At 75.0% G+C, this 20,048-nt stretch carries 13 protein-coding genes; 6 read left to right on the top strand and 7 right to left on the bottom strand.

Annotated elements, in window-relative coordinates; genetic code table 11:
• Window positions 1-28 precede the first annotated feature (28 nt).
• From ACZ4E1_RS28650 to ACZ4E1_RS28640, 3 genes are all read left to right on the top strand, one after another.
• Complete coding sequence (locus ACZ4E1_RS28650) at window positions 29-4,849, top strand: DNA repair ATPase (protein ID WP_467544623.1); 4,821 nt, start codon at window positions 29-31, stop codon at window positions 4,847-4,849.
• 80 nt (window positions 4,850-4,929) lie between these two features.
• Window positions 4,930-5,991 carry a PucR family transcriptional regulator gene (locus ACZ4E1_RS28645; protein ID WP_467544621.1) on the top strand — a complete coding sequence of 354 codons (1,062 nt, stop codon included), beginning with the start codon at window positions 4,930-4,932 and terminating at the stop codon, window positions 5,989-5,991.
• 108 nt (window positions 5,992-6,099) lie between these two features.
• Window positions 6,100-8,205, top strand: coding sequence for a tetratricopeptide repeat protein (locus ACZ4E1_RS28640; protein ID WP_467544618.1), 2,106 nt, complete (start codon window positions 6,100-6,102; stop codon window positions 8,203-8,205).
• On the opposite strand, the gene ACZ4E1_RS28635 is transcribed toward ACZ4E1_RS28640, so the two are convergent.
• From ACZ4E1_RS28635 to prcB, 3 genes are all read right to left on the bottom strand, one after another.
• Window positions 8,192-9,964: a hypothetical protein gene (locus ACZ4E1_RS28635; RefSeq protein ID WP_467544616.1), complete on the bottom strand. Its 1,773-nt coding sequence runs from the start codon at window positions 9,962-9,964 to the stop codon at window positions 8,192-8,194. The genes ACZ4E1_RS28640 and ACZ4E1_RS28635 overlap by 14 nt on opposite strands.
• Window positions 9,961-10,803 (bottom strand): SIS domain-containing protein, encoded by an 843-nt coding sequence (locus ACZ4E1_RS28630; protein WP_467544614.1) that lies wholly within the window; start codon window positions 10,801-10,803, stop codon window positions 9,961-9,963. Before ACZ4E1_RS28630 ends, ACZ4E1_RS28635 begins: the two co-directional genes overlap by 4 nt.
• Window positions 10,804-11,125: 322 nt before the next feature.
• On the bottom strand, window positions 11,126-11,953 hold the full coding sequence (gene prcB / locus ACZ4E1_RS28625; RefSeq protein ID WP_467544611.1) for a proteasome subunit beta: 828 nt from the start codon (window positions 11,951-11,953) through the stop codon (window positions 11,126-11,128).
• Window positions 11,954-12,082: 129 nt separating this feature from the next.
• Here prcB and ACZ4E1_RS28620 point away from each other — a divergent pair, with 129 nt between their 5' ends.
• A complete protein-coding gene (locus ACZ4E1_RS28620) occupies window positions 12,083-12,820 on the top strand; it encodes a Mut7-C RNAse domain-containing protein (RefSeq protein ID WP_467544609.1) in 738 nt (245 codons plus the stop codon).
• A gap of 3 nt (window positions 12,821-12,823) precedes the next feature.
• Here the strand turns inward: ACZ4E1_RS28620 and ACZ4E1_RS28615 are convergent, their stop codons facing one another.
• Together ACZ4E1_RS28615 and ACZ4E1_RS28610 are read right to left on the bottom strand one after the other, a co-directional pair.
• A complete protein-coding gene (locus tag ACZ4E1_RS28615) occupies window positions 12,824-14,359 on the bottom strand; it encodes an ABC transporter substrate-binding protein (RefSeq protein WP_467544607.1) in 1,536 nt (511 codons plus the stop codon).
• Complete coding sequence (locus tag ACZ4E1_RS28610; RefSeq protein ID WP_467544605.1) at window positions 14,353-16,392, bottom strand: ATP-binding protein; 2,040 nt, start codon at window positions 16,390-16,392, stop codon at window positions 14,353-14,355. The genes ACZ4E1_RS28615 and ACZ4E1_RS28610 overlap by 7 nt, the downstream gene beginning before the upstream one ends.
• Before the next feature lie 208 nt (window positions 16,393-16,600).
• Here ACZ4E1_RS28610 and ACZ4E1_RS28605 point away from each other — a divergent pair, with 208 nt between their 5' ends.
• Entirely contained in the window at window positions 16,601-17,125 is a 525-nt protein-coding gene (locus ACZ4E1_RS28605) for a hypothetical protein (protein ID WP_467544602.1), read from the top strand.
• 12 nt (window positions 17,126-17,137) lie between these two features.
• Here ACZ4E1_RS28605 and ACZ4E1_RS28600 read toward each other — a convergent pair whose 3' ends face one another.
• Both ACZ4E1_RS28600 and ACZ4E1_RS28595 read right to left on the bottom strand, forming a co-directional pair.
• Complete coding sequence (locus ACZ4E1_RS28600) at window positions 17,138-18,748, bottom strand: hypothetical protein (RefSeq protein WP_467544598.1); 1,611 nt, start codon at window positions 18,746-18,748, stop codon at window positions 17,138-17,140.
• A 228-nt stretch (window positions 18,749-18,976) separates the two neighbouring features.
• Complete coding sequence (locus ACZ4E1_RS28595; RefSeq protein ID WP_467544595.1) at window positions 18,977-19,612, bottom strand: hypothetical protein; 636 nt, start codon at window positions 19,610-19,612, stop codon at window positions 18,977-18,979.
• A gap of 168 nt (window positions 19,613-19,780) precedes the next feature.
• Between ACZ4E1_RS28595 and ACZ4E1_RS28590 the strand changes: the two genes are divergently transcribed.
• Entirely contained in the window at window positions 19,781-20,008 is a 228-nt protein-coding gene (locus ACZ4E1_RS28590) for a hypothetical protein (protein WP_467544592.1), read from the top strand.
• The last annotated feature ends 40 nt before the right edge of the window (window positions 20,009-20,048 follow it).

The following is a 20,048-nucleotide window of genomic DNA, read 5'->3' as shown; positions in this document are numbered from 1 at the left end:
GCCGAGACGAACGAGAGGGAACCCGCACATGGAAACGGGTCTGGACGCGGGCACGTACGACGTCCTGCGCGACCGGCTCGCCGGGCAGGCCCGGCAGCTCGCCGAGCGGGCCGGCCGGCTCAACGAGCGCCGCCTGGAGACCTTCGGCTCCACCGGCCTCGCGCTCGACGGCACCGAACACCTCGGCACCGGGCACCCGGCCGTGGCCCGCGACGTCGTCGCCGTCGGCGACCTGCTCCTCTTCGGCCGGACCACCCCGTCGGACGGCGGTTCCGGAGAGCCGGCCGTCGCCGACGTGTTCACCCTCCACGACCGCCACAGCCTGGAGCCGCTCGACGCGAGCGCGGCGCCCGGACTGCTCGACGACCCCGACTTCGTCCGCGAGTTCGGCGCCCTGCACCGCTACTTCCGCGCGGCCCGGCTGATCCGGCTGCGCCCCCTCGACGGAAAGCTCCTCGCCGTCTTCCGCACCGGCGACAAGGCCGACGACATCCGGGTGCTGCGCTGGACGCTCACCGTGGACGGCCGCGCGGCCTTCCTCGACGCGCGCGGCGACCGCGACCATGTCGTGCCGCCCGCCCACGACCTGCGCTGGACCCCCGCCACCCGCGACGACCACGTGCCCGGACGCCATCCGCACATCGCGATCCCGGGCGCCGGACTCTATGTCGACACGCTCGACGGCACCCTCACCCTCAAGGCCGAGGACGACACCGAGACCGGCGAGGGCATCTACAGCGAGCCCGTCGACGAACCGCTCCAGTCGCTCGCCGACGCGGCCGTCGCCCACGCCCGCGTCGGCCCGCTCGTCCTGCTGCGCGTGCGCCCCTACAAGGAGCACACCGACCGCTACCTCGTCCACGACACCCTCACCCGGGGCACCGTCCGCCTCGACGGCCTCGGGCGCACCGGCCGCGTCCTCCCCGACGAGCAGGGCGTCGTCTTCCCTGGCGGCCACGTCCTCGCCACCGGCGAGCACCGCAGCTTCGACGCCCTCGACACCACCGGCCTGGAGTACGAGCGCACCGTCCGCTCGCCCAACGGCGAGGACGTCCTCTACGTCTTCCAGGCGCGCGGCGGCGAACGGGCGCTGCTGCTCTCGTACAACGTCATCCGCAAGGAGTTCGCCACCCCGATCGCCTGCCGCGGCCACGCCCTCTTCGACGACGGCACCCTCATCGTCCTGCGCACCGCCGCCGACGCCGAGCCGGCCCGCGTCCACCCGGTCCAGCGTTGGCGCTCCCCGTACGTCTCCGACGCGCACGCCGCCGCCCGCCCCGCCGGCGAGGGGCCGCTGGCCCGCGTCGGCAACGCCGACCTGGTACGCGGCATCTCCGACGCCCTCGCCGTCGCCCGCACCGTCAGCGGCACCGCCGACACCCCCACCACCGCCGCCTACGAGGCCCTCGTCGCCGCCTGCGCCCGCGCCACCGGCCAGTACCACTGGCTCGGCGACCCCGAACTCGACGCGCTCGGCGAACCCTTGAACGCGCTGAAGGCCACCGCCGAACAGGTCGTGACCGAGTACGCGACCGTGCGCGACCTCACCCGGCAGGCCGCCGACCGGCTCACCGAGTGCGCCGCCCGCATCACCGGACTGGTCCGCCGGATCCGCGGCGAGGCCCCGCGCTCCGCTCCCGAGTGGGTCGAGCGGATCACCGAACTCCGTCGCGCACAGGGGCAGTTGCTCGCCGTCAAGGAGATGCGCTACGCCGACGCCGCCCGCATCGACGCGCTCGCCGCCGAACTGGCGGACGACATCACCGCCGCCGGGCAGCGCGCCGTCACCTTCCTCGCCCGCCCCGACGCCTTCGCCGCGCACCACGAGAAGGTCGACGCGCTGGCGCGCCGCGCCGAGGAGCTCACGACCGTCGCCGAGGCCGGCGCCCTGCACGGCGAACTCCGGGAGGCCGGAGAGCAGTTGCAGACGGTGACCGAAGTCGTCACCGGCCTCGACATCGCCGACGCCACCGTCCGCGCGACCGTCCTGGAGCGCATCGCCGAGGCCCTCGCCGGCGTCAACCGCACCCGCGCCGGCCTGGATGTCCGCCGCCGCGAGCTCACCGCCCGTGAAGGGCGCGCCGAGTTCGCCGCCGAGTTCGCGCTGCTCGGGCAGGCCGTCGCCGGGGCGCTCGCCGCCGCCGACACCCCGCAGGCCTGCGACGAGCACCTCTCCCGGCTCGTCCTCCAACTCGAGGACCTGCACGGACGGTTCGCCGAATCCGAGGAGTTCCTCGACGACCTGGAGGCCAAGCGGACCGAGATCCACGAGGTCTTCGCCGTCCGCAAACAGGGCCTCACCGACGAGCGGGCCCGCCGCGCCGAACGGCTCGTCGGCTCCGCCGGGCGCGTCCTGGAGACCGTCGCCCGCCGCTCCGCCGGCCTGGACTCCGCCGACGCCGTCCACACCTACTTCGCCTCCGACCCGCTCGTCGCCAAGGTCGGCCGCACCATCGACGAGCTGCGCGCCCTCGGCGACCAGGTGCGCGCCGACGAACTCGCGGGCCGCCTCACCGCCGCCCGGCAGGAAGCCGTCCGCGCCCTGCGCGACCGCGCCGACCTCTACACCGACGGCGGCGACACCATCCGCCTCGGCCGCCACCGCTTCGCCGTCAACAGCCAGCCCCTGGAGCTCACCCTCGTCCCGCACGGCGACGGCATGGCCTTCGCCGTCACCGGCACCGACTACCGCGCGCCCGTCACCGACCCCGACTTCGCCGCGACCCGCCCCTACTGGGAGCAGCACCTCACCTCCGAGACCCCCGAGGTCTACCGGGCCGAGCACCTCGCCGCCCGCCTCCTCGACGAGCACGGCGCCGACGCCCTCGCCGCCGCCGAGGACCTGCCCGCGCTGGTCCGCCGGGCCGCCGAGGACGCGTACGACGAGGGCCACGAACGCGGTGTGCACGACCACGACGCCACCGAGATCCTCACCGCCGTGCTGCGCCTGCACGCCGGCGCCGGGCTTCTGCGGCACACCCCGGCCGCCCGCGCCGCGGCCCAGCTGTTCTGGGCGCACGGGGTGCCGGAGGACGAGCGCGAGCCGCTCGCCCGCCGGGCCCGCTCCCTCGCCCGCGCCCGCGACACCTTCGGCCTCGCCCCCGCCATCGAGGACTTCCGGCGGGAACTCGCCGCCCGCATGGACGGCGACACGGACGCCGCCGCGTACCTCTTCGACGAGCTGAGCACCGCACCCCACGGCTTCGTGACCTCCACCCGGGTGCGCACCTTCCTCGACAAGTTCCGCCGCACCGTGGACGGCCCCGCGTACGAGGAGGACCTGCGCGGGCTGCCCGATCTCGGCTCCCGGCGGCAGATCGTCGAGGCCTGGCTCCAGGCCTACGCGGCCTCGGCCGACCCGGCGGGGGAGAGCGCCCCCGACCTGCCCGAGGCCGTCGCCGTCGAACTCTGCCCGGACCTGGAGCGCTACGAAGGCGCCGCCGACCTTACCGCCACCGTCACCGGACTGCTCGGCAGTCACCCGCGCATCAGCTCCCGCACCCTCACCGTGCGACTCGACGAACTCCTCGCGCGCACCCGCCGGTTCAGGACCGAGACCGTCCCCGGGCACCGCGCCTACCAGAAGCTCCGCACCCGCCTCGCCGCCGCCGAACGCGACCGGCTGCGCCTGGACGAGCACCGCCCGCACGTCCTGCCCACCTTCGTGCGCGGCCGGCTCATCGACGAGGTGTACCTGCCGCTGATCGGCGACAACCTTGCGGCCCAACTCGGCAGCGCGGGAGGCCTGTTGCTGCTGATCTCGCCGCCGGGCTACGGCAAGACGACCCTCATGGAGTACGTCGCCGACCGCCTCGGCATGATCCTCGTCAAGGTCAACGGCCCCGCCCTCGGCCACGGCGTCACCTCACTGGACCCCGACGAGGCCCCGAACGCGGCGGCCCGCCAGGAGATCGAGAAGGTCAACTTCGCCCTGGAGGCCGGGAACAACGTCCTGCTCCACCTCGACGACATCCAGCACACCTCGCCCGAACTCCTCCAGAAGTTCATCTCCCTGTGCGACGCCCAGCGCCGCATGGAGGGCGTCTGGAACGGGCGGTCCCGCACCTACGACCTGCGCGGCAAGCGCTTCGCCGTCTGCATGGCCGGAAACCCGTACACCGAGTCCGGTGCCCGCTTCCGCATCCCCGACATGCTCGCCAACCGCGCCGACGTGTGGAACCTCGGCGACGTCCTCACCGGCAAGGAGGAGGCCTTCGCCCTCTCCTTCGTCGAGAACGCGCTCACCGCCAACCCGCACCTCGCCCCGCTCGCCGGCCGCGACCGCGCCGACCTCGACCTCCTCGTCCGCCTCGCCGCCGGCGATCCCACCGCACGCCCCGACCGGCTCGTCCACCCCTACCCGCCCGCCGAGCGCGAGCGCGTCGTCACCGTCTTGCGCCACCTGCTCGCCGCCCGCGCCACCGTCCTCGCCGTCAACGCCGCCTACATCGCGTCCGCCGCCCAGGACCCGGCGACCCGCACCGAACCGCCCTTCCGGCTCCAGGGCTCGTACCGCGACATGAACAGGATCGCCGCCCGCATCGACCCCGCGATGAACGACGACGAGCTCGCGGCCGTCGTGTCCGACCACTACGCGAGCGAGGCCCAGACTCTCACCACCGGCGCCGAGGCCAACCTCCTCAAGCTCGCCGAGCTGCGCGGCACGCTCATCGGCGAGCGGCTCGCCCGCTGGGCCGAGATCAAGGCCGGTCACGTCCGCGCCCGCACCCTCGGCGGCCCCGAGACCGACCCGCTCGTGCGGGCCGTGGCCGCGCTCGGACTGCTCGCCGACCGGGTCGCCGCCGTCGAGTCCGCCATCACCCGCGCCACCACCCCACCCCCGGCGTGACCGGACGCCCCCGCCTGTGGCCGCTGCCCGGCCCTGCGCTACAAAGGCCACGGCGGGAGTTCAGCGAGGCGGGGGCGCACATGGCGACGGAGCGGGGCATACCGGACGAGTTCCTCGACGGGTTCGTCCGGATCGTCGCCGAGGCCTCCGCCACCGGCCGCCGCCTCACCCGCGCCGAACTCGACTCGCGGCGCGCCCTCGGCGAGCGCGCGGCCGAGGCCGGGCACGGACTGCGGGAGCTCGTCGGCGTCCATCTGGCCCAGGCCCGCGCCCATCCGTACGACTTCGCCGCCCCGCTGGACGCCGTCCTGGCGGCCGTCGCCCAGGGCGTCGACGCGTTCGCCGAGGGCTACGAGCGCGCCCAGCGCGTCGCCGTACGCCGCGAGGAGGCGGCCCGCCGCGAGTTCATCGACGACCTCCTGCACGGCCGCAGCGACCTCGGCCGGATCGCCGAGCGCGCCGAACGCTTCGGCCTGCGCCTGTCCTACGCGCACGCCGTCGCCGTCGCCCAGGGCGCCCGCGCCTACGACGAGGGCGACAGCGCCCCGCGCGACGTCGAGCGCTCCCTCAGCGCCCGCTTCGGCGACCGCAACGTCCTGCTCACCACCAAGGACGGCCGCCTCGTCTGCATCGCGCCCGGCGACCAGGACGAGGTCCTCGTCCACTTCGCCAAGCAGGCCCACGCCGCGACCGACGGTGGCCGCGTCGCCATCGGGCGTCCCCAGTCCGGACCCGGCGGCGTCGTCCAGTCCTACGAGGAGGCCCTGGGCGCCCTCGATCTCGCCGACCGGCTCGAACTGGAGGACCCGGTGCTGCGCGCCGCCGACCTCCTCGTCTACCCGGTGCTCACCCGGGACCGGCAGGCCATGGCCGACCTCGTGCAGAACGCCCTCGGCCCGCTCCAGCAGGCGCGCGGCGGCGCCCAGCCGCTCATCGACACGCTCGCCACGTACTTCGACACCGGCTGCGTCGCGGCCGAGGCCGCCCGCCGCCTCTCCCTCAGCGTCCGCGCCTTCACCTACCGGCTGGCCCGCATCCACCAGCTGACCGGCGCGGACCCCGCCGACCCCGTGCACCGGTACACGCTCCAGACGGCGGTGATCGGCGCGCGGCTCCTGGACTGGCCGAACCGGCAGTTCTGAAGTCCCGCCCCCGAGCGGCCCGTTCCCCTGTGAACGGGGTGCCCCGCGCCGTAGGCTTGATCATTCGTCAGGCGGTGCAGGGCTGTCGGTGCGCGGGGGAGTGGACTCATGGTGGAACCGGTCACGGCGGTCGCCGGAGTGCTGATAGCGGTCGGCTCCGGGATGGCCAACGAGGCCGGGAAGCGCGCCTGGGAGACGACCGGCGCGCTGGTGCGCCGCATCACCGGACGCGAGGTCCCCGCGCCCGCCACCCCCGAGCAGCGCGAGCACGTCGCCCGTCTGGTCGTCGAGGGCGCGGCCGGACGCCCCGAACTCCTCGCTGAATTCCGGCAGTTGGCCGTAGGCCTCGCGAGCCCGCTCACCGGACCGGCCGGCGCCCGGCCCCGCCTCCCGTCCGCGCCGTACGTCTTCACCGACCGGCGCGACGTCATGCGACAGCTCGACGACGAGGCCGGCCGGCCCTTCGCGGGCCGCCCCCGCACCGTCCAACTGCACGGCCCCGAAGGCATCGGCACCACCGCCGTCGCCGTCCACTGGGGATGGCGGCGCGCCGACCGCTTCCCCGACGGACAGCTCTACGCCGACCTGCGCGGCCGGGGCCCCGGCGAGGGCGCGGCCCTGCTGCTGCGCGAACTCGGCGTGCCCGACGACCGGATGCCGCCCGCGCAGGCCGACCGGATCGCCGCGCTGCGCGCCCTCCTCGACGAGCGCCGGATGCTCGTCGTCCTCGACCACGCCACGTCCACCGCCCAGGTGCAGCCCCTCGTCGTCACCGCGCCCGGCGTCTGCACCGTCGTCGTCGCCCGCGACCGGCTCGCCGGGCTCGGCGCCGTACGCATCGCCCTCGGGCCGCTGCCGCCCCGCGACGCCAAACGCCTGCTCACCGAGGTCGCCGGCAAGCCCGCGGTCGCCGCCGCGAAGGCGACCCTGCCCGCTGTCCTGGACCGCTGCGGCGGCCACCCGTACGCCCTGCACGCCGCGGCCCGCCGCCTGTCGACCGCGCCGCACGAACCCCTGGAGCCCGCCGTGGACGGTGCGAACGATCCGGTCGGGGCCGCGGCCGAGGGCACCTACCGCAGGCTGAGCCCCGAGGCTGCACGCCTCTACCGGCTCGCCGCGCTCCGCGCCTGGCCCGCCCTCGACGCGACAGCCGCCGCCGCGGTCACCGGCCCTCAACAGGCGGAGCCCGCCGCCCTGTTGGAGGAGCTCGCCGACGCCCTGCTGCTCGACCGCACGGACGACGGCCGGTACCGCTACCGTGCCGCGGTGCGGGCCCACGCCGAGCGGACCGCCGTCGCCACCGACGGCATCGCCGCATGCTCCGCCGCCCTCGCCCGCACCCTCACCCACTACGAGCGGCGCGCCGTGGACGCCGCCCGGGCCGCCCTCCCGGAGAGCTGGCGGATCCCCGACGCCCTCCCGGACCACCGTCCCGCCCCGCACGCCGACCGGGGCGCCGCCCTCGCCGTCCTCGCGGACGACGCCGCCGTGCTCGTCGAGGCCGTCGCGGCGGCCGAGGAGTCGGGCGAGGTGACGACGGCGCTGCGGATCTGCCGTGCCCTGTGGCCGCTCCAGCTCAAGGCCGGACACCACGAGACGCTGCTGCCCGCCCTGCGCACAGGCGCCCGGCTCGCCGACGCGCACGCGCCCGGCACCAGGATGTCCGGCGCACTCCACGCCCAACTGGCGCACACGTACACAGAATTGGGACGGCACGGCAAGGCCGGGGCCGAGGCGGTCGCCGCCGCCCGCGACGAGGCGGCTGCCGGGCATCTGCGCGGTGAGGCCTCTGCCGTCGAGTTCCTCGGGTTGCTCCGGCTACGGCAGTGGCGCTACGCCGAGGCGCTGGAGCGGTTCGACGCGGCGGGCGCGATCCTCGACGGCATCGAGCCCGGCACCGAAGGCCACGCCGACCTGCCCCGGGCCCGCGCCCTGCTGGAACGGCACCGCGGCCGGGCCCTGCGCGGCGCCGGGCGGCGCGACGAGGCACTCCCGCGCCTCGACCGCGCCCTGAGCTTCTTCCGCGACCGGGGAGAGGGCTACAACACCGCGCGCGTCCTGACCGACCTCGCCTGGACCCGCTACGAGGACGGCGAGCGCGCGACCGTGCTGCCGCTCATCGACGAGGCCCTGGGCATCCTCGTCGCCGAGGGCGCCACCCAGCACGTGGACGCGCTGCGCGCCCTGCGTGAGCGCTGCGTCAGCGGAGCGTGACCCGCACCCGGTGGCGATCGGGCCCGCCGGTGTCCAACAGCAGCCCCGACTCGGTGAGTTCGGACAGGTCCTTGCCGGCGGCCAGCCACGCGTACAGCGCGGACGCGCATGCCGCCGGGTCCGGGCCGTCGGGGCCGCGCAGTTCCACGAGGGCGCCCGCCCGCGTCCGCACCACGCACGCGTCGGGACCCGTCACGTACGCGGCGAGCGCGCACTGCGGGAATCGGTCGAGGGTCTCGGCGGCCCACCGCTCGGGCGGACCGAGGCGCGGGTCGTCGGCGGCCCCGTGCCGGTACACCACGTCCGCGAGGTCGAGCCGGTCCTGCTCGCGGGTGTCCTCGTGGAGCGCGAGGTGCGTCGCGTCGGCGGCGTGGTCGTACGGGGCCGGGTGCGGGCCCGCGTACCGCTCCACGCTCACCTCGCCCGGGCCCGTGATCCGCGTGCGGACGTGCAGGGGGACCGACGGTGCCGCCGGTTCGTACGGGGGCAGGGGGAGCGGGGTGAGTCGGGCCGGCCAGGACGGTTCGGGGAGGTCCAGGAGCGTGTAGAACAGGCGGCGCAGGCGGGGCGCGGCCTCGTGCGGCACCGCGCTGACGAACTCCGCCGCCTCGGGCAGCGGCCGGTGCCGGGCGAGCAGCGCGTCGAGCTGGGGGCGCAGCGGGGCCCCCGGGTCCAGCCGGGGCGCCGAGCGGACGAACGCGTGGACCGGGGCGTCGGGCGCGAGCGCGGACAGCGGGGCGGCGCCCAGCAGGACGGGCGTGCCCAGCGCGGCCCCGTAGTACGTCACCGCGCCGTGGTCGCCGATCACGGCGTCCGCCGCGAGCAGCGCCTGCCGCCAGCCGTGCAGCGGGTCGATCAGGGTGAGCCCGGCGCGGCGGGCCCGGTCGAGCCAGGACCGGATCTGGCCGGGGCCGTGGCCGTACCAGAGATTGGGGTGGAGGACCGCGGCCACACGGTGCGTGTCCGCGGGGAGTTCGGAGGTCAGCCGGGGCAGCAGCGCGGGGAGGGTGTCGTCACCGCCGTCGCCGAACAGGGCGTCGGGCCCCCAGGTCGAACTGAGCAGCACGAGCCGCTGCCCGGTGCGGACGCCGAGTGCGCGGCGGTAGCGGTCGCGGTGGGCGCGGGCGGCCAGGATCCGGTCCCAGCACGGGTCACCGGCGAGCACCCCGGTGTGGGCCGCCTCGGGGCAGACGGCACGCAACCGCTCCTCCTGCTCGGGATGCGAGAGGACGAGCGCGTCGGCGACCGGCGTTCCGTCGGGGCCGAGCAGCCACTGCGGTGACAACCCGAAAACGGGCGCGCCACTCCTCCGCTCCCGGCTCCCGGCTCCCGGCTCCCGGCTCCCGGCTCCCGGCACCCGGCACCCGGCACCCGGCACCCCCAGCCTTTTAGTGTATCCAACGCCGTGGGACAGGATGGCCAACTGGCCTTTAATGTCCGCGAGTTGACCGCCGAAGCTCGCCGAGACGGCGAGGTCGACCGGGGTGGCCAGGGCCTGATCCCACGGGAGCACGGGCACGCCCGTCTCCGCGAGCAGCTCCCGCACGCCCGCGCCGAACGCAGAGGACTCCGTGCACGTGGCGAGCAGCTGCACCCGCAGGTCGTCGTCGAAGAGCGGCAGGACGTCGAGCAGCCGGGTCGCCGACGTGACGTTGTGCAGGACGAAGAGCACGGTGCGGGTGCGGCCCCGGGTCGCCCAGCGGGCCGCGTCCGCACCCACGGGGACCCGTATCCAGTGGTCCGGCGCCGCCTCCGTCATGCCGCCCCGACCGCGCCGTGCGCCGCGGACCCGAGCGCGAGCCGCTGCACCCGCACCAGATCCGCCAGCGGATCGCGCGCCGACGCGACGAGCGTGCCGCCCGCCTCCGCGACGGCCCGCGCGAGCCGCTCCGGCACCTCGCCGAACACCCACGTCACCTGCTGCGCCGCCGCCGGACCCGGCCGGTACTCCGGCTCGTGGTAGGCCTGCGCCCAGGCGCCCGCGTTGTCCCGCATCAACTGCGCGGCAGCCTCCGCTATCCCGTACGTCCAGCCGGACCCCAGGAACGTGAACTCCCGTGCCGCCAGCAGTACATGGGGCAGTGCTTCCTCGATCGCCTCGTGGGCGTCGTCCGTCGCGTCGTCCAGCTTCTCGCCGAGCTGCGCGCGCAGCAGGGCGAGGGCGGTGGTCGGGAACCGGGTCGCGACCTCGGTCGCCGGCTGGTCCGTGAAGTCGAGCCGCACCGTGTGATCGGCGATGTCCGGGGCGTCCGGCGCCGCCGTGATCACGACGCTGGGCACGCTGCCGTGCACCCGGCCGAGCAGCCGCAGCATCACCGGCGCGGTGCCGGTGCGCGTGAGGGCCACGATCCGGTCGTACTCGCGCCCGTACAGGAACGCGGACGCGCTGAACGCGTCCGTCTCGCCGTGGCCGCGGCACTCGCGGAGCGCGGCGTAGGACTGGGCCATGGCGTAGGCGGGGCCGGAGCCGATGACCGCGACGCGTTCTCCGCGGTGCGGGAGCGCTTCGCGGTGCTGGTCGGCCAGTTCTGCGGCGCGGGTCCAGCAATCCGGCTGGCTTGCGACGTCTTGCGGCGCGGGTGTGCTCCGCGTCCCCATATGAGCCCCCCCGGGCTGATCTCGGATGTTCCCCTGGACGTTACTCGACGTCCAGGGGCGCCCGTCCGTAGGCCTTCACGTTTCGTGGCCGGGTGCGGCTCCGGTGGGGGCTGGTCGCGCAGTTCCCCGCGCCCCTGGAAGGCTGCGGCTTCGCCGCGCCTTCCCCAGATGAAAGGCGACCCGCACCTTGATCGGGGAAATGCGGCACGCAGTGCCTGCATTTCAGGGGCGCGGGGAACTGCGCGACCAGCCCCCACCGGGCCGCGGCCGCCGACGAAAGCACACGCGGCAGACGGATCCGCGGAACAGGCCCCGCTGCGCTTCAGACCAGCGGCGCCCGAGGCCCCCCGGGAGAAGACGCGCGCGCCCCCACCACCGCCTCCGCGACCGCCCGCACCTCGTCCTCCGGCACCGCGCGGTAGCCCGCCTCCGTCACGAGGGCCACCGACGGATAGATCCCGCGGTTCAGGTCGGGCCCGCCCGTCGCCGAGTCGTCGTCCGCCGCGTCGTACAGGGCCTGCACGGCCAGCGTCGTCGCGTCGGCCGCCGAGAGCCCCGGCCGGTACAGCTTCTTCAGGGCGCCCCGTGCGTACGGCGACCCCGACCCGTCCGCGTGGAAGGCGGTCGCCTCGAACAGGCCGCCGCCCACGTCGTAGTTGAAGATCCGGCCCACGCCGCGCGCCTCGTCGTACCCCGCGAGGAGCGGGATCACGGCGAGCCCCTGCATGGCCTGCGGCAGATGCTCGCGGATCATCGTGGCGAGCCGCTGCGCCTTGCCGTTGAGGCTCAGCGGGCGGCGCTCCAGCTTCTCGTAGTGCGCGAGTTCCAGTTGGAACAGGCGCACCAGCTCCTTCGCCAGCCCGACCGTCCCGGCGAACGCGACCGCCGTGTACTCGTCCGCCGCGTTGACCTTCTCCAGGTCCCGCTGGGCGATCACGTTCCCCATCGTCGCGCGCCGGTCGCCCGCCATCAGGACGCCGCCCTCGAAGGTGAGCGCCAGCACCGTCGTGCCGTGCGGCACGTCCCGCACCGGGCCCGTCACCCCGCTCCACGGCAGCGAGTGCGGCGCGACCCGCTCCGCGAACCGCGTGAACGACGACGTGTCGGCGTCCAGGAACACGGCCGGCAGCCCCTGCATGTGATCGGTCATCCGTTTCTCGCCCTCCGGTTCGTCCCCAAGGCCTCCGGGGGACCTTCCCCGGCGTGCCGCCCGGCGAACCTGCCGGGCCGCCCGGGACACCCCCGGCGCGCCGCCGCCCCGGCATGGCATTCTGTCCCGATGAACGGTCCGGAGATCCTCCTCCAAGTCGCCCCCGAACTGGGGCTTTTCGTGCCCGCGCAGTGGCGCTCCGGCGAGCCCGCCCCGCTCGTCACGGACGGTGTGTCCACGCTCGGTCACGTCGTGGAGTCGCTCGGCGTGCCCCTCACGGAAGCCGGCACGCTCCGCGTCGACGGCCACGACGTGCCCACCGCCCACGTCCCGTCGGCGGGCGAACACGTCGAGGTGCTTCCCGTCCACCGCCCCCAGGAGGTGCCCGGCGCACCCCTGCGCTTCCTGCTCGACGTGCATCTGGGCACCCTCGCCCGCCGGCTCCGGCTGCTCGGCGTCGACGCCGCGTACGAGGCCGTCGACATCGGCGACCCCGCCCTCGCCACCCGCTCCGCCGAGGAGCGGCGCGTCCTGCTCAGCCGCGACCGCGGACTGCTGCGCCGCCGCGAACTGTTCGCGGGCGCCTACGTGTACAGCGACCAGCCGGACGAGCAACTGCGCGACGTGCTCGGCCGGTTCGCCCCCGAGCTGCGCCCCTGGACCCGCTGCACCGCGTGCAACGGGCCGCTCACCGAGGCGAGCAAGGAGGACGTCGCCGACCGCCTGGAGGGCGGCACCCGGGCGACCTACGACGTGTTCGCCGCCTGCACCGAGTGCCGCCGCGTCTACTGGCGCGGCGCCCACCACGCCCGCCTGGAGACGATGGTGGCGAACGCCCTCGCCGAGTTCGGCCCCGCCCGCAGATAGTTCCTACGGCCTGAGCACCTGCCGGAAGGTGTACGTCCCGCTCGGCTCCATCCGCACCAGGGCCATCGGCTTGCCGTCCGGGTTGCCGTCCGAGCCGAACGACAGCGGGCCGCTCAGGCCCGACACCGCTTCACTGCCGCCGAGCTGGAGCAGCATCTGCAGGGTCGCGCCCGGGTTCACCTGGCCCTTGCCGTCGGGGCCCGCGGCGGCCCGTACGGCGATGCCGAGCGACCACACCGCGTCGTGCCCGAGCACCGACTGGCCGTCCTCCAGCGCCTTGTTCACGGCCTGCACGCTGCCGCCGAACTCGGCGCGGTACAGCTCCACGAAGTCCGGCAGCGGATCGTTCTCCTTCGCGTACAGCTCGCCCGCGAGCGCCGGGTGGCCCAGCGCCGTGTACAGCACGGTCACCCGGCTGTCCTGCCACTCCGTACGGAACCGGGCGCGCCGCGCGTCGCTCTCCTTCGCCCCGTAGTACGCGCCCAGCGCGTCGTCCCCGGTCAGCAGCGTGACCGTGCAGCGGCGGTCCGGCGCCGACATCGAGTTGATGAAGTTGCGGATGTTCAGGCCCCGGCCCGCGAAGAACACCGCGTCGGGCTTGAGCGCGCACACCTTGTCGGCGACCGACGAGAACGCGTTGGACACCCCGTCCGTGCTGGACAGGAACTCCAGCGGCACCCCTTCCAGCTTCAGCCCGCGGCCTTGCGCGGCCGTCTGGAAGGACCGGTACAGGGACGTGTTGTACATGTCGTCCGTGTTCCGGTCCCGGATGACCGCCACCTTGTAGCCGGGGTGCTTCTTCTGCTGCTCGCGCAGGTAGTTGACCGCGCCCGAGGCCTGGTCCCGGTTGGGCGCCGAGACCCGGAAGAAGCCCGGGTCCGCCGGGTCCGCGAGACCGTCCGCCGTGACCGTCGCGCCCATCATCGGGATGCCCTTCTTGCGCAGCTCCGAGACCGCCTTCCCGGTGCCGCCGCGGCTCTGCCCGAACCCGGCCACGGCGACCACGTGGTCCGCGCCCTTCGACCGGGCGATCACGTCCTCGGTGAGCGGCTTCCACTGCTCCGAACGCAGCCCCAGATTGCCCACGAGCAGCCGGATCTGCGGCAGATCGCCGCGCCCGCCGCCCAGGTCCGGATCGTTGAGCCGGCGCTGCGCGAGATACGCGCCGAGCAGCTCGGCGCGCAGCCCGTACTTGGTCTCCTCCTCGCCCGGCACCGTAGTCAGCGGCTCCACGTAGACCACCGACACATACTTCTTGCCGGACCCCTCGACCCGCGCGTTCTCCTTCTCGATCTTCCCCATGACGTCCTTGAGGGAGTCGTCGAAGACGAACGAGCCGTCCGAGACGCCGACGCACTCCTTGCGCGGACCGGTCTCGTAGATGCCGGGCGCGCACTCCTTGCCGTGCCCGTCGCCGTCCTCGCCGAGGAGCGAGACCAGCAGCCACACCCCGGCGCCCAGCACGACGGCGGACAGCAGCGCCCAGGGCCAGCGGCGCGGCCGAGGCCGCCGTGGCGTGAACCCTCTCTCGTCTACCACCACGGTTTCCTCTCGTACCGCTGGGCCATGCGCAGCAGCACATGGCGGTCGTGTTCGTCCCCGATCGGCCGGCGCAGCGTGAGGAACTCCTCGGCGATGTCCGGGTACAGCTCCGCGTACGGGTCGCCCAGCGGGTCCGCGTACGGCTGCGGCGCGCCGCCCTCCGGGCGGGGGTGCGCGGTGATCCAGCCCGCCGTGAGCAGCCGGGTGATCGCCCGCCGCGCCGCGTCGCCCTCGGCGACCCCCACCAGGCGCTCGTACCGCTCGCGCGCGGACTCCGGCGGAGCGCCCGCCCAGCGGGCCGGGGCGCGCTGGACCCAGGCGAGGTCGGCGCACCACGCGTCGGCGCCCGTCTCGTCGAATCGTTCCCGCAGGAAGTCGACGGCGGCGGGCAGGTCGCCCAGAGCCAGATCGTGGTAGGCGACCGCGCGCAGATCGCCGCGCCCCTGGGCGGCCCGGCGCAGCGCCCGGTGCGCGCCCGTCCAGGTCCCCGCGTCCGTGTCCGGGCCCGCCGCCCCGTCGAGCCGGCGCAGCAGCAGGAACCGGGTCAGCCGGGGCAGCGCCGGCAGCCCCTCCTCGGGCTCGCGCACCGTGCGCAGATCGTCCGCGCTCAGGTTCACGAACTCGCGCAGCACCGACTCCTGGTTCTCCCACAGCGGCTCGCAGGTCTCGGCGCGGCCCAGGGTGAGCGCCGCCGCGGCACGGGGCAGCACCCGCAGCAGCTGCCCCGAGCAGTCCCGCAGCAGCCACTCGAGGAGATCGGGGCCCGCCGTGAGGAGCGGCTCGGGGTGCACGCTGCCGTCGGCGGGCGCCAGGCACTGCCGCACCCGCTCGTCCCACGGCAGGTCGGCCGGCATCCGGCGCAGCACGTCCAGGACCCGGGCGGTGCCCGCCGGATGGCCGCGCGTCAGCTCGTGCACGATCCAGCCGAGCCACTGCACCGCGTTGTCCGCGCGCGGCAGGACGGAACCGGCGGGCAGCGCGTCCACCGTCGCCGCCGCCTGCTCCTCCACCTCGCGCCGCGTCAGATTCCGCAGCCGGCCCGCGCGCAGCGGACCCGCGTCCAGCGGCGCGAACTCGCCCTGCTGCGGCCAGCTGTCCCCGTACTCCGGGCGGCGCCCGCTGCCGGTCTCCGCCCGCACCAGCGCCTCCGGGCGGCGCCTCGCGGTGGCCACGACGAGCAGCGGGTCGGGGCGGCGGGCGCGCTCCCGCGCGTCGAGCAGCAGTTGCAGGAAGGCCTCGCCGACGGGGGAGTCCGCGTTGTCGAGCAGGGCCAGGCAGTGGGTGGTGCGCAGCCGGTCGGCGCGGCTCGACGCGTACGCGCCGCGCAGGTCCGCGAGGAAGGCGTCGAGCAGCACCCGCTCGGCCTCCTCGCGCTGCGCCGGATAGCCGTTGTACAGCCGGTTCACACCCACCAGGAAGTCGGCCGTGCCGCCGCGCCCGGGGGCCGTCGCGGAGGTCTCGGCGAAGCGCCGGCGCAGCTTCAGGCCGCGCCACGAGCGCAGCCCGCCCTGCACGAGCGGCACGACGGCCGAGGTCCAGCCCGGCAGCCCCGCGGCCTGCGCCGCCGTGTCCGCGATCCCGAGCAGGTCCTCGTACGCGTACTCCCGCGCCCGGCCCTCGCGCAGCGCCTCCGCCATGTCGCGCACCGCCCGCTCGCGGCTGCGCTCGTCCACCGCCGTGCCGACCGCGGCGAGCAGTGAGCCGAGCGCGGGGAACGACAGCTGCGGCAGGTCGTCGTGGCGGGCGCTGAGCTGGAAGGCCAGCTCGGTCAGCACGTCGATCCGGGTGCCGCCGCGCTCGCCGATCGGCTCCAGGTCGAGTGCGGCGATCGGCACCCGGCGGGCCCAGCCGCGCAGATGGCCGGTGAGCGTGGTCTTGCCGCTGCCGCGCTCACCGAGCAGCACCAGGACCGGCAGCGGGCGCAGCGGGCCCGGCGGCCGGTCGATCTCGTCGGCGACGCGCCGGCGCACCGCCGCGTCGCGCTCCGAGCGCCCCGCACCGCCGCTCGTCGTCCCTGTGTCTTCGGCCACCCCGCTCCCCCCACCGGCCGCACCCGTCCCCGCGGACCCCTGCCGACTGCTGCCGACCCTTGCGGGAACTCTTCAATTCCCGTTCCTCGCAAGGTTATTCGGATGATCGAAGACAGGCGCGGACTTTCCCGATCCGGGGCGGCGGCGGGAGCCCGGAGGGCATCGGCTACGCTGCCGTTTCCTGACGGCGTGTATAGCAAGAGGAGTTATGGCCCTGAAGCGACGTTCGGCGCTCGCCGGACTGACGATGGTGCTCGTGGCCGCACTCGCGGCCTGCGGCGGTGGTTCCGGCTCGGACAAGGGCTCTGACGCGCGCGGCGGGGGCAAGACCGACAGCGGGTACTCCCGCCCCGTGGAGAGCACCAAGGTGACCGGTCTGCGCGACGCCGTCCGCCACCAGACCCGCAGGACGGCCAAGGGGAAGCGTCCGCACTACGTGAAGAAGTGCGCGTACGACACCAAGCGCGTGCGCCACACCAAGCGCACCAACGGCCGCACCAGGACCTGGTACACGACCAAGAAGGTCCGCGACTGCGACCGGGTGCGCAAGGGCACCGAGACGTACACCCGGGTCGTCCGCCCCGAGCGCTGGTGCGTCCGGCTCGACGACGTCGGCGGCAAGAAGGGCCGGGACGACGCCTGGTTCCACGTCCAGCGGTCCGTCTACAGCGAGGTCAACTCGGCCAAGGATCACGCGAAGGTCAGCTTCGAGCCCCTCGGCAAGGGCTGCTGAGACCCTGCCGCGCTACGGCGCCCACACCGCCCGCTGCACGGCCTCCGCGGCCAGCCGCACGGCCGCGCGGCGGGTGGACTCGGCGAGCAGCTCCGGCTGGATCGGGCCGCCCGCCGCGAGGTGCCGGTCGTAGGGCAGGTGCACGACGCCGACGCCCGTCTCGCGCAGATGGGCCTCGGCCGCGGACAGGTCGAGATTCTGGTCCGGGGCGCCCGAGGTGAGGGCGACGACCGTCGACGGCAGCGCCGACTTCGGCAGACCCGCCAGCCAGTCGAGCACCACGCGGGTCCCGCCCACGCCCTCGACGGTCATCGGCGCGACCACGATCCGGGCGTGCGCCGTGTCCATCGCGGTCCGCGCCACCTCGCCGGGCAGCGTCTCGCAGTCCGCGACCGTCACCGCGAAGTGGCGGCGCAGGGCGAGGGTGACGGTGCGGTACGTCGGCACGTCCAGCGGGGGGCCGACCCGGCCCCGGCTCGCGGGGAGCAGCCAGCCGCCGTTCGGCAGCGGCACCAGATAGCCCGTGATGTCGAGCAGGTCCATCCGCGGGGTCAGGATCCGGGCCAGCTCCACGCAGGACCAGCGCACCGACGTGGCGCCGAGCCGCACCGCGAGCGTCCCGAGAGCGGCGTCCGCCTCCAGTGCGAGCACCGGGTCCTGGCGGTGCATCTGGAGCGAGCGGGCCACGAGCGCGGCCGCGGTCGTCTTGCCGACGCCGCCGCGGATCGAGGTCACGGCCACGAGGCGGCCGATGCCGGTCGGCTGCTGGAGATCGCGCAGCAGCCGCGCGCCCTCCTCGGCGTCCGACGACGTGATCCGCCGGATCGACCGGCCCGTACGCCGCACCACGGAATCCCCGCGCAGCGGCTTGCCCGCGGCGGGAGCGAGCCGGGGATCGACGGTCAGCACGGACTCCGGCGCGGGGAACGCGAGCTCGGCCCTGGGCCGCACCACCGGCACGTTGGCCGTCGCCGGGGGCGCCGGGTGCGTCGTGTACGGGGCCGGAGGAGGCGGTACGGGGAGTGCCTGCGGCGCCGGGGTTGGCGGTGGCGGGTCCTGCGGCGGCATCGGGACGGTGAATTCGGCGGGCACGGCATCCTCCGGCTCGGGCGCGTCGTGCGGCTGGGGCGCGAAGGAAGCCAGTACGGACTGGGGGGCGGCGACCGGTGCCGTCTCCGGGGCCGGTGGGCCGGCAACGGGATCGGCGGGGGCTTCCGCCGACGACTCGGCGGTCGACGGCGCCGTCTCCGGGAGCGTGGCGGCAGGGCCCGGGGCGGCCGTCTCCGCGGGGGCGGGTGCGGCGGTCTCCGGGCCGACGGGAGCCTCGGCGGTCTCGGGCGTTTCGTCCGGCAGCGACTTCAGCGAGGCCAGCAGGGATTCGGGCACCGCGGGCCGCACCACGGAGTCGCCGGACACCGGTTCCGACGAGGCCTCCTCGCCCGTCCCCTTGCGCTTCAGACTGCGGTCACCCGGGTTGGGCCGGTGCGCGTCCGGGTGGCGGACGGGGAGCGGAGACTTGCCGGCGGACTCCCCGGGAGCCGGGCCCCCAGCGGACCCGACGGCCTCGACGGTCTCGTCGGCCCCGACGGAATCAGCGGGCCCCACGGCCTCGGCGGCGCTCACCGAAGCCGCCGGTTCGGCCGGTTCGCGAAGAATCGGTTCCGCGGCACACCCGTCCTCGTCGGAACGGCGAATCTCATCGGCTGACCCCCGCATTGCGCCCCTGCCCGGTCCCGTCTGGTCCACGTACACCACCAGCGGCCCCGAACGGACCGCTGGACGCGAAATCCTATCGCTCGCCCCCACATCGCAACGGCAAACCCCCCTTCCCTCACGGACCCCTCACCAGCGTCAGCAGATCGTGAGCCCCACACCACACACCCCGAGCCCGACCGCGACGGCCTCCCGCCACACCCGCAACGGCCCGTCCAGCACGGACTCCTCGCCGTCCGCGTAGTCCAGCCAGTCCCGATCCTGTGCGGCGGCTCGTTCGGCGGGCGTGAAGGTGAGCGCCGCCTCGACGGACGGCAACGCCGCGGCGGTCCTCGCCGAGTCGAGCAGGAAGCTGCCGCACCAGCCCGGCAGCAGCGCCGCCCGGCGCGGCCCGATCGCGTGGAACAGGGCGGCCGGCGCGAAGTCCTTGCTGTGGACGGACAGGAACATGGTCACGTCGTCTGCGGTCCGCTCCCACACGTCGTCCGGGAGGTAGAAGTCGTCGTCCGCAGGTCCGCACCACAGGTCGTCGAGCATTCCGTCCGTGAACATCAGCGTCTGGAACGCCGCGACACGCGCGTCCTGTTCGGCCGTGAGCGCCGGTGTCCACCAGGTGCGGTGGTCGGGAAGCGGGCCCCGCTGCCAGGCGTTCCAGCGCTCCCGCGCGGCCGGGTCGTCGCGTTTCCCCGCGAGCAGCGGCCGCATCCGCGGGGCCAGTGCCGTCACGAACGCGTCGTCGTGCGCGCTGATGCCCCAGGCCGAGGTGAATCCCATGCCGGTCACCGTAGCCGTGCCCTCTGTCGGTGGGTCGTCCCCCGGATCTACCCTGGGAGGGACGCATCGACCCCGAGGGGGAGTCGCATGGGCGGACGTGGGCGTACGGGGTTCCGGTGGTTCCTGTTCCGTCGGGGGAGGCGGGCGTCGCGGGGTGAGGTCGTCGAGGTGCAGGAGCCGTTGTCGCGCGGGGAGCTGTATCGGCTGACGGCGCACGAGCAGCCCGTCGCCTACGCGCTGGAGCCTGGAGGTGCGCGCCGGTTCAGCTTCCGGCAGCGGGTCAGGGCGCGGCTGGCGAAGGCGATGTTCGGCCCGGGCACCTTCGTGCCGAAGGCGACGGCCGAGGAGTACCGCGCGCTCCACGCCGGCTGGCACGAGTCCGAACGCGCCGACTGATGTGCGGGGCGGCCCGGTGAGAGGCCGCCCCGCACACTCC

This window comes from Streptomyces sp. NPDC025806 (genome assembly GCF_055558275.1).
The sequence above is the reverse complement of the archived record's forward strand: the minus strand, read 5'-3'. Positions and strand labels throughout refer to the sequence as shown.

Coding starts and splice junctions, on each gene's coding strand:
- ACZ4E1_RS28650 (WP_467544623.1), top strand. CDS start 29: ATGGAAACGGGTCTGGACGCGGGCACGTACGACGTCCTGCGCGACCGG.
- ACZ4E1_RS28645 (WP_467544621.1), top strand. CDS start 4,930: ATGGCGACGGAGCGGGGCATACCGGACGAGTTCCTCGACGGGTTCGTC.
- ACZ4E1_RS28640 (WP_467544618.1), top strand. CDS start 6,100: ATGGTGGAACCGGTCACGGCGGTCGCCGGAGTGCTGATAGCGGTCGGC.
- ACZ4E1_RS28635 (WP_467544616.1), bottom strand. CDS start 9,964: ATGACGGAGGCGGCGCCGGACCACTGGATACGGGTCCCCGTGGGTGCG.
- ACZ4E1_RS28630 (WP_467544614.1), bottom strand. CDS start 10,803: ATGGGGACGCGGAGCACACCCGCGCCGCAAGACGTCGCAAGCCAGCCG.
- prcB (WP_467544611.1), bottom strand. CDS start 11,953: ATGACCGATCACATGCAGGGGCTGCCGGCCGTGTTCCTGGACGCCGAC.
- ACZ4E1_RS28620 (WP_467544609.1), top strand. CDS start 12,083: ATGAACGGTCCGGAGATCCTCCTCCAAGTCGCCCCCGAACTGGGGCTT.
- ACZ4E1_RS28605 (WP_467544602.1), top strand. CDS start 16,601: ATGGCCCTGAAGCGACGTTCGGCGCTCGCCGGACTGACGATGGTGCTC.
- ACZ4E1_RS28595 (WP_467544595.1), bottom strand. CDS start 19,612: ATGGGATTCACCTCGGCCTGGGGCATCAGCGCGCACGACGACGCGTTC.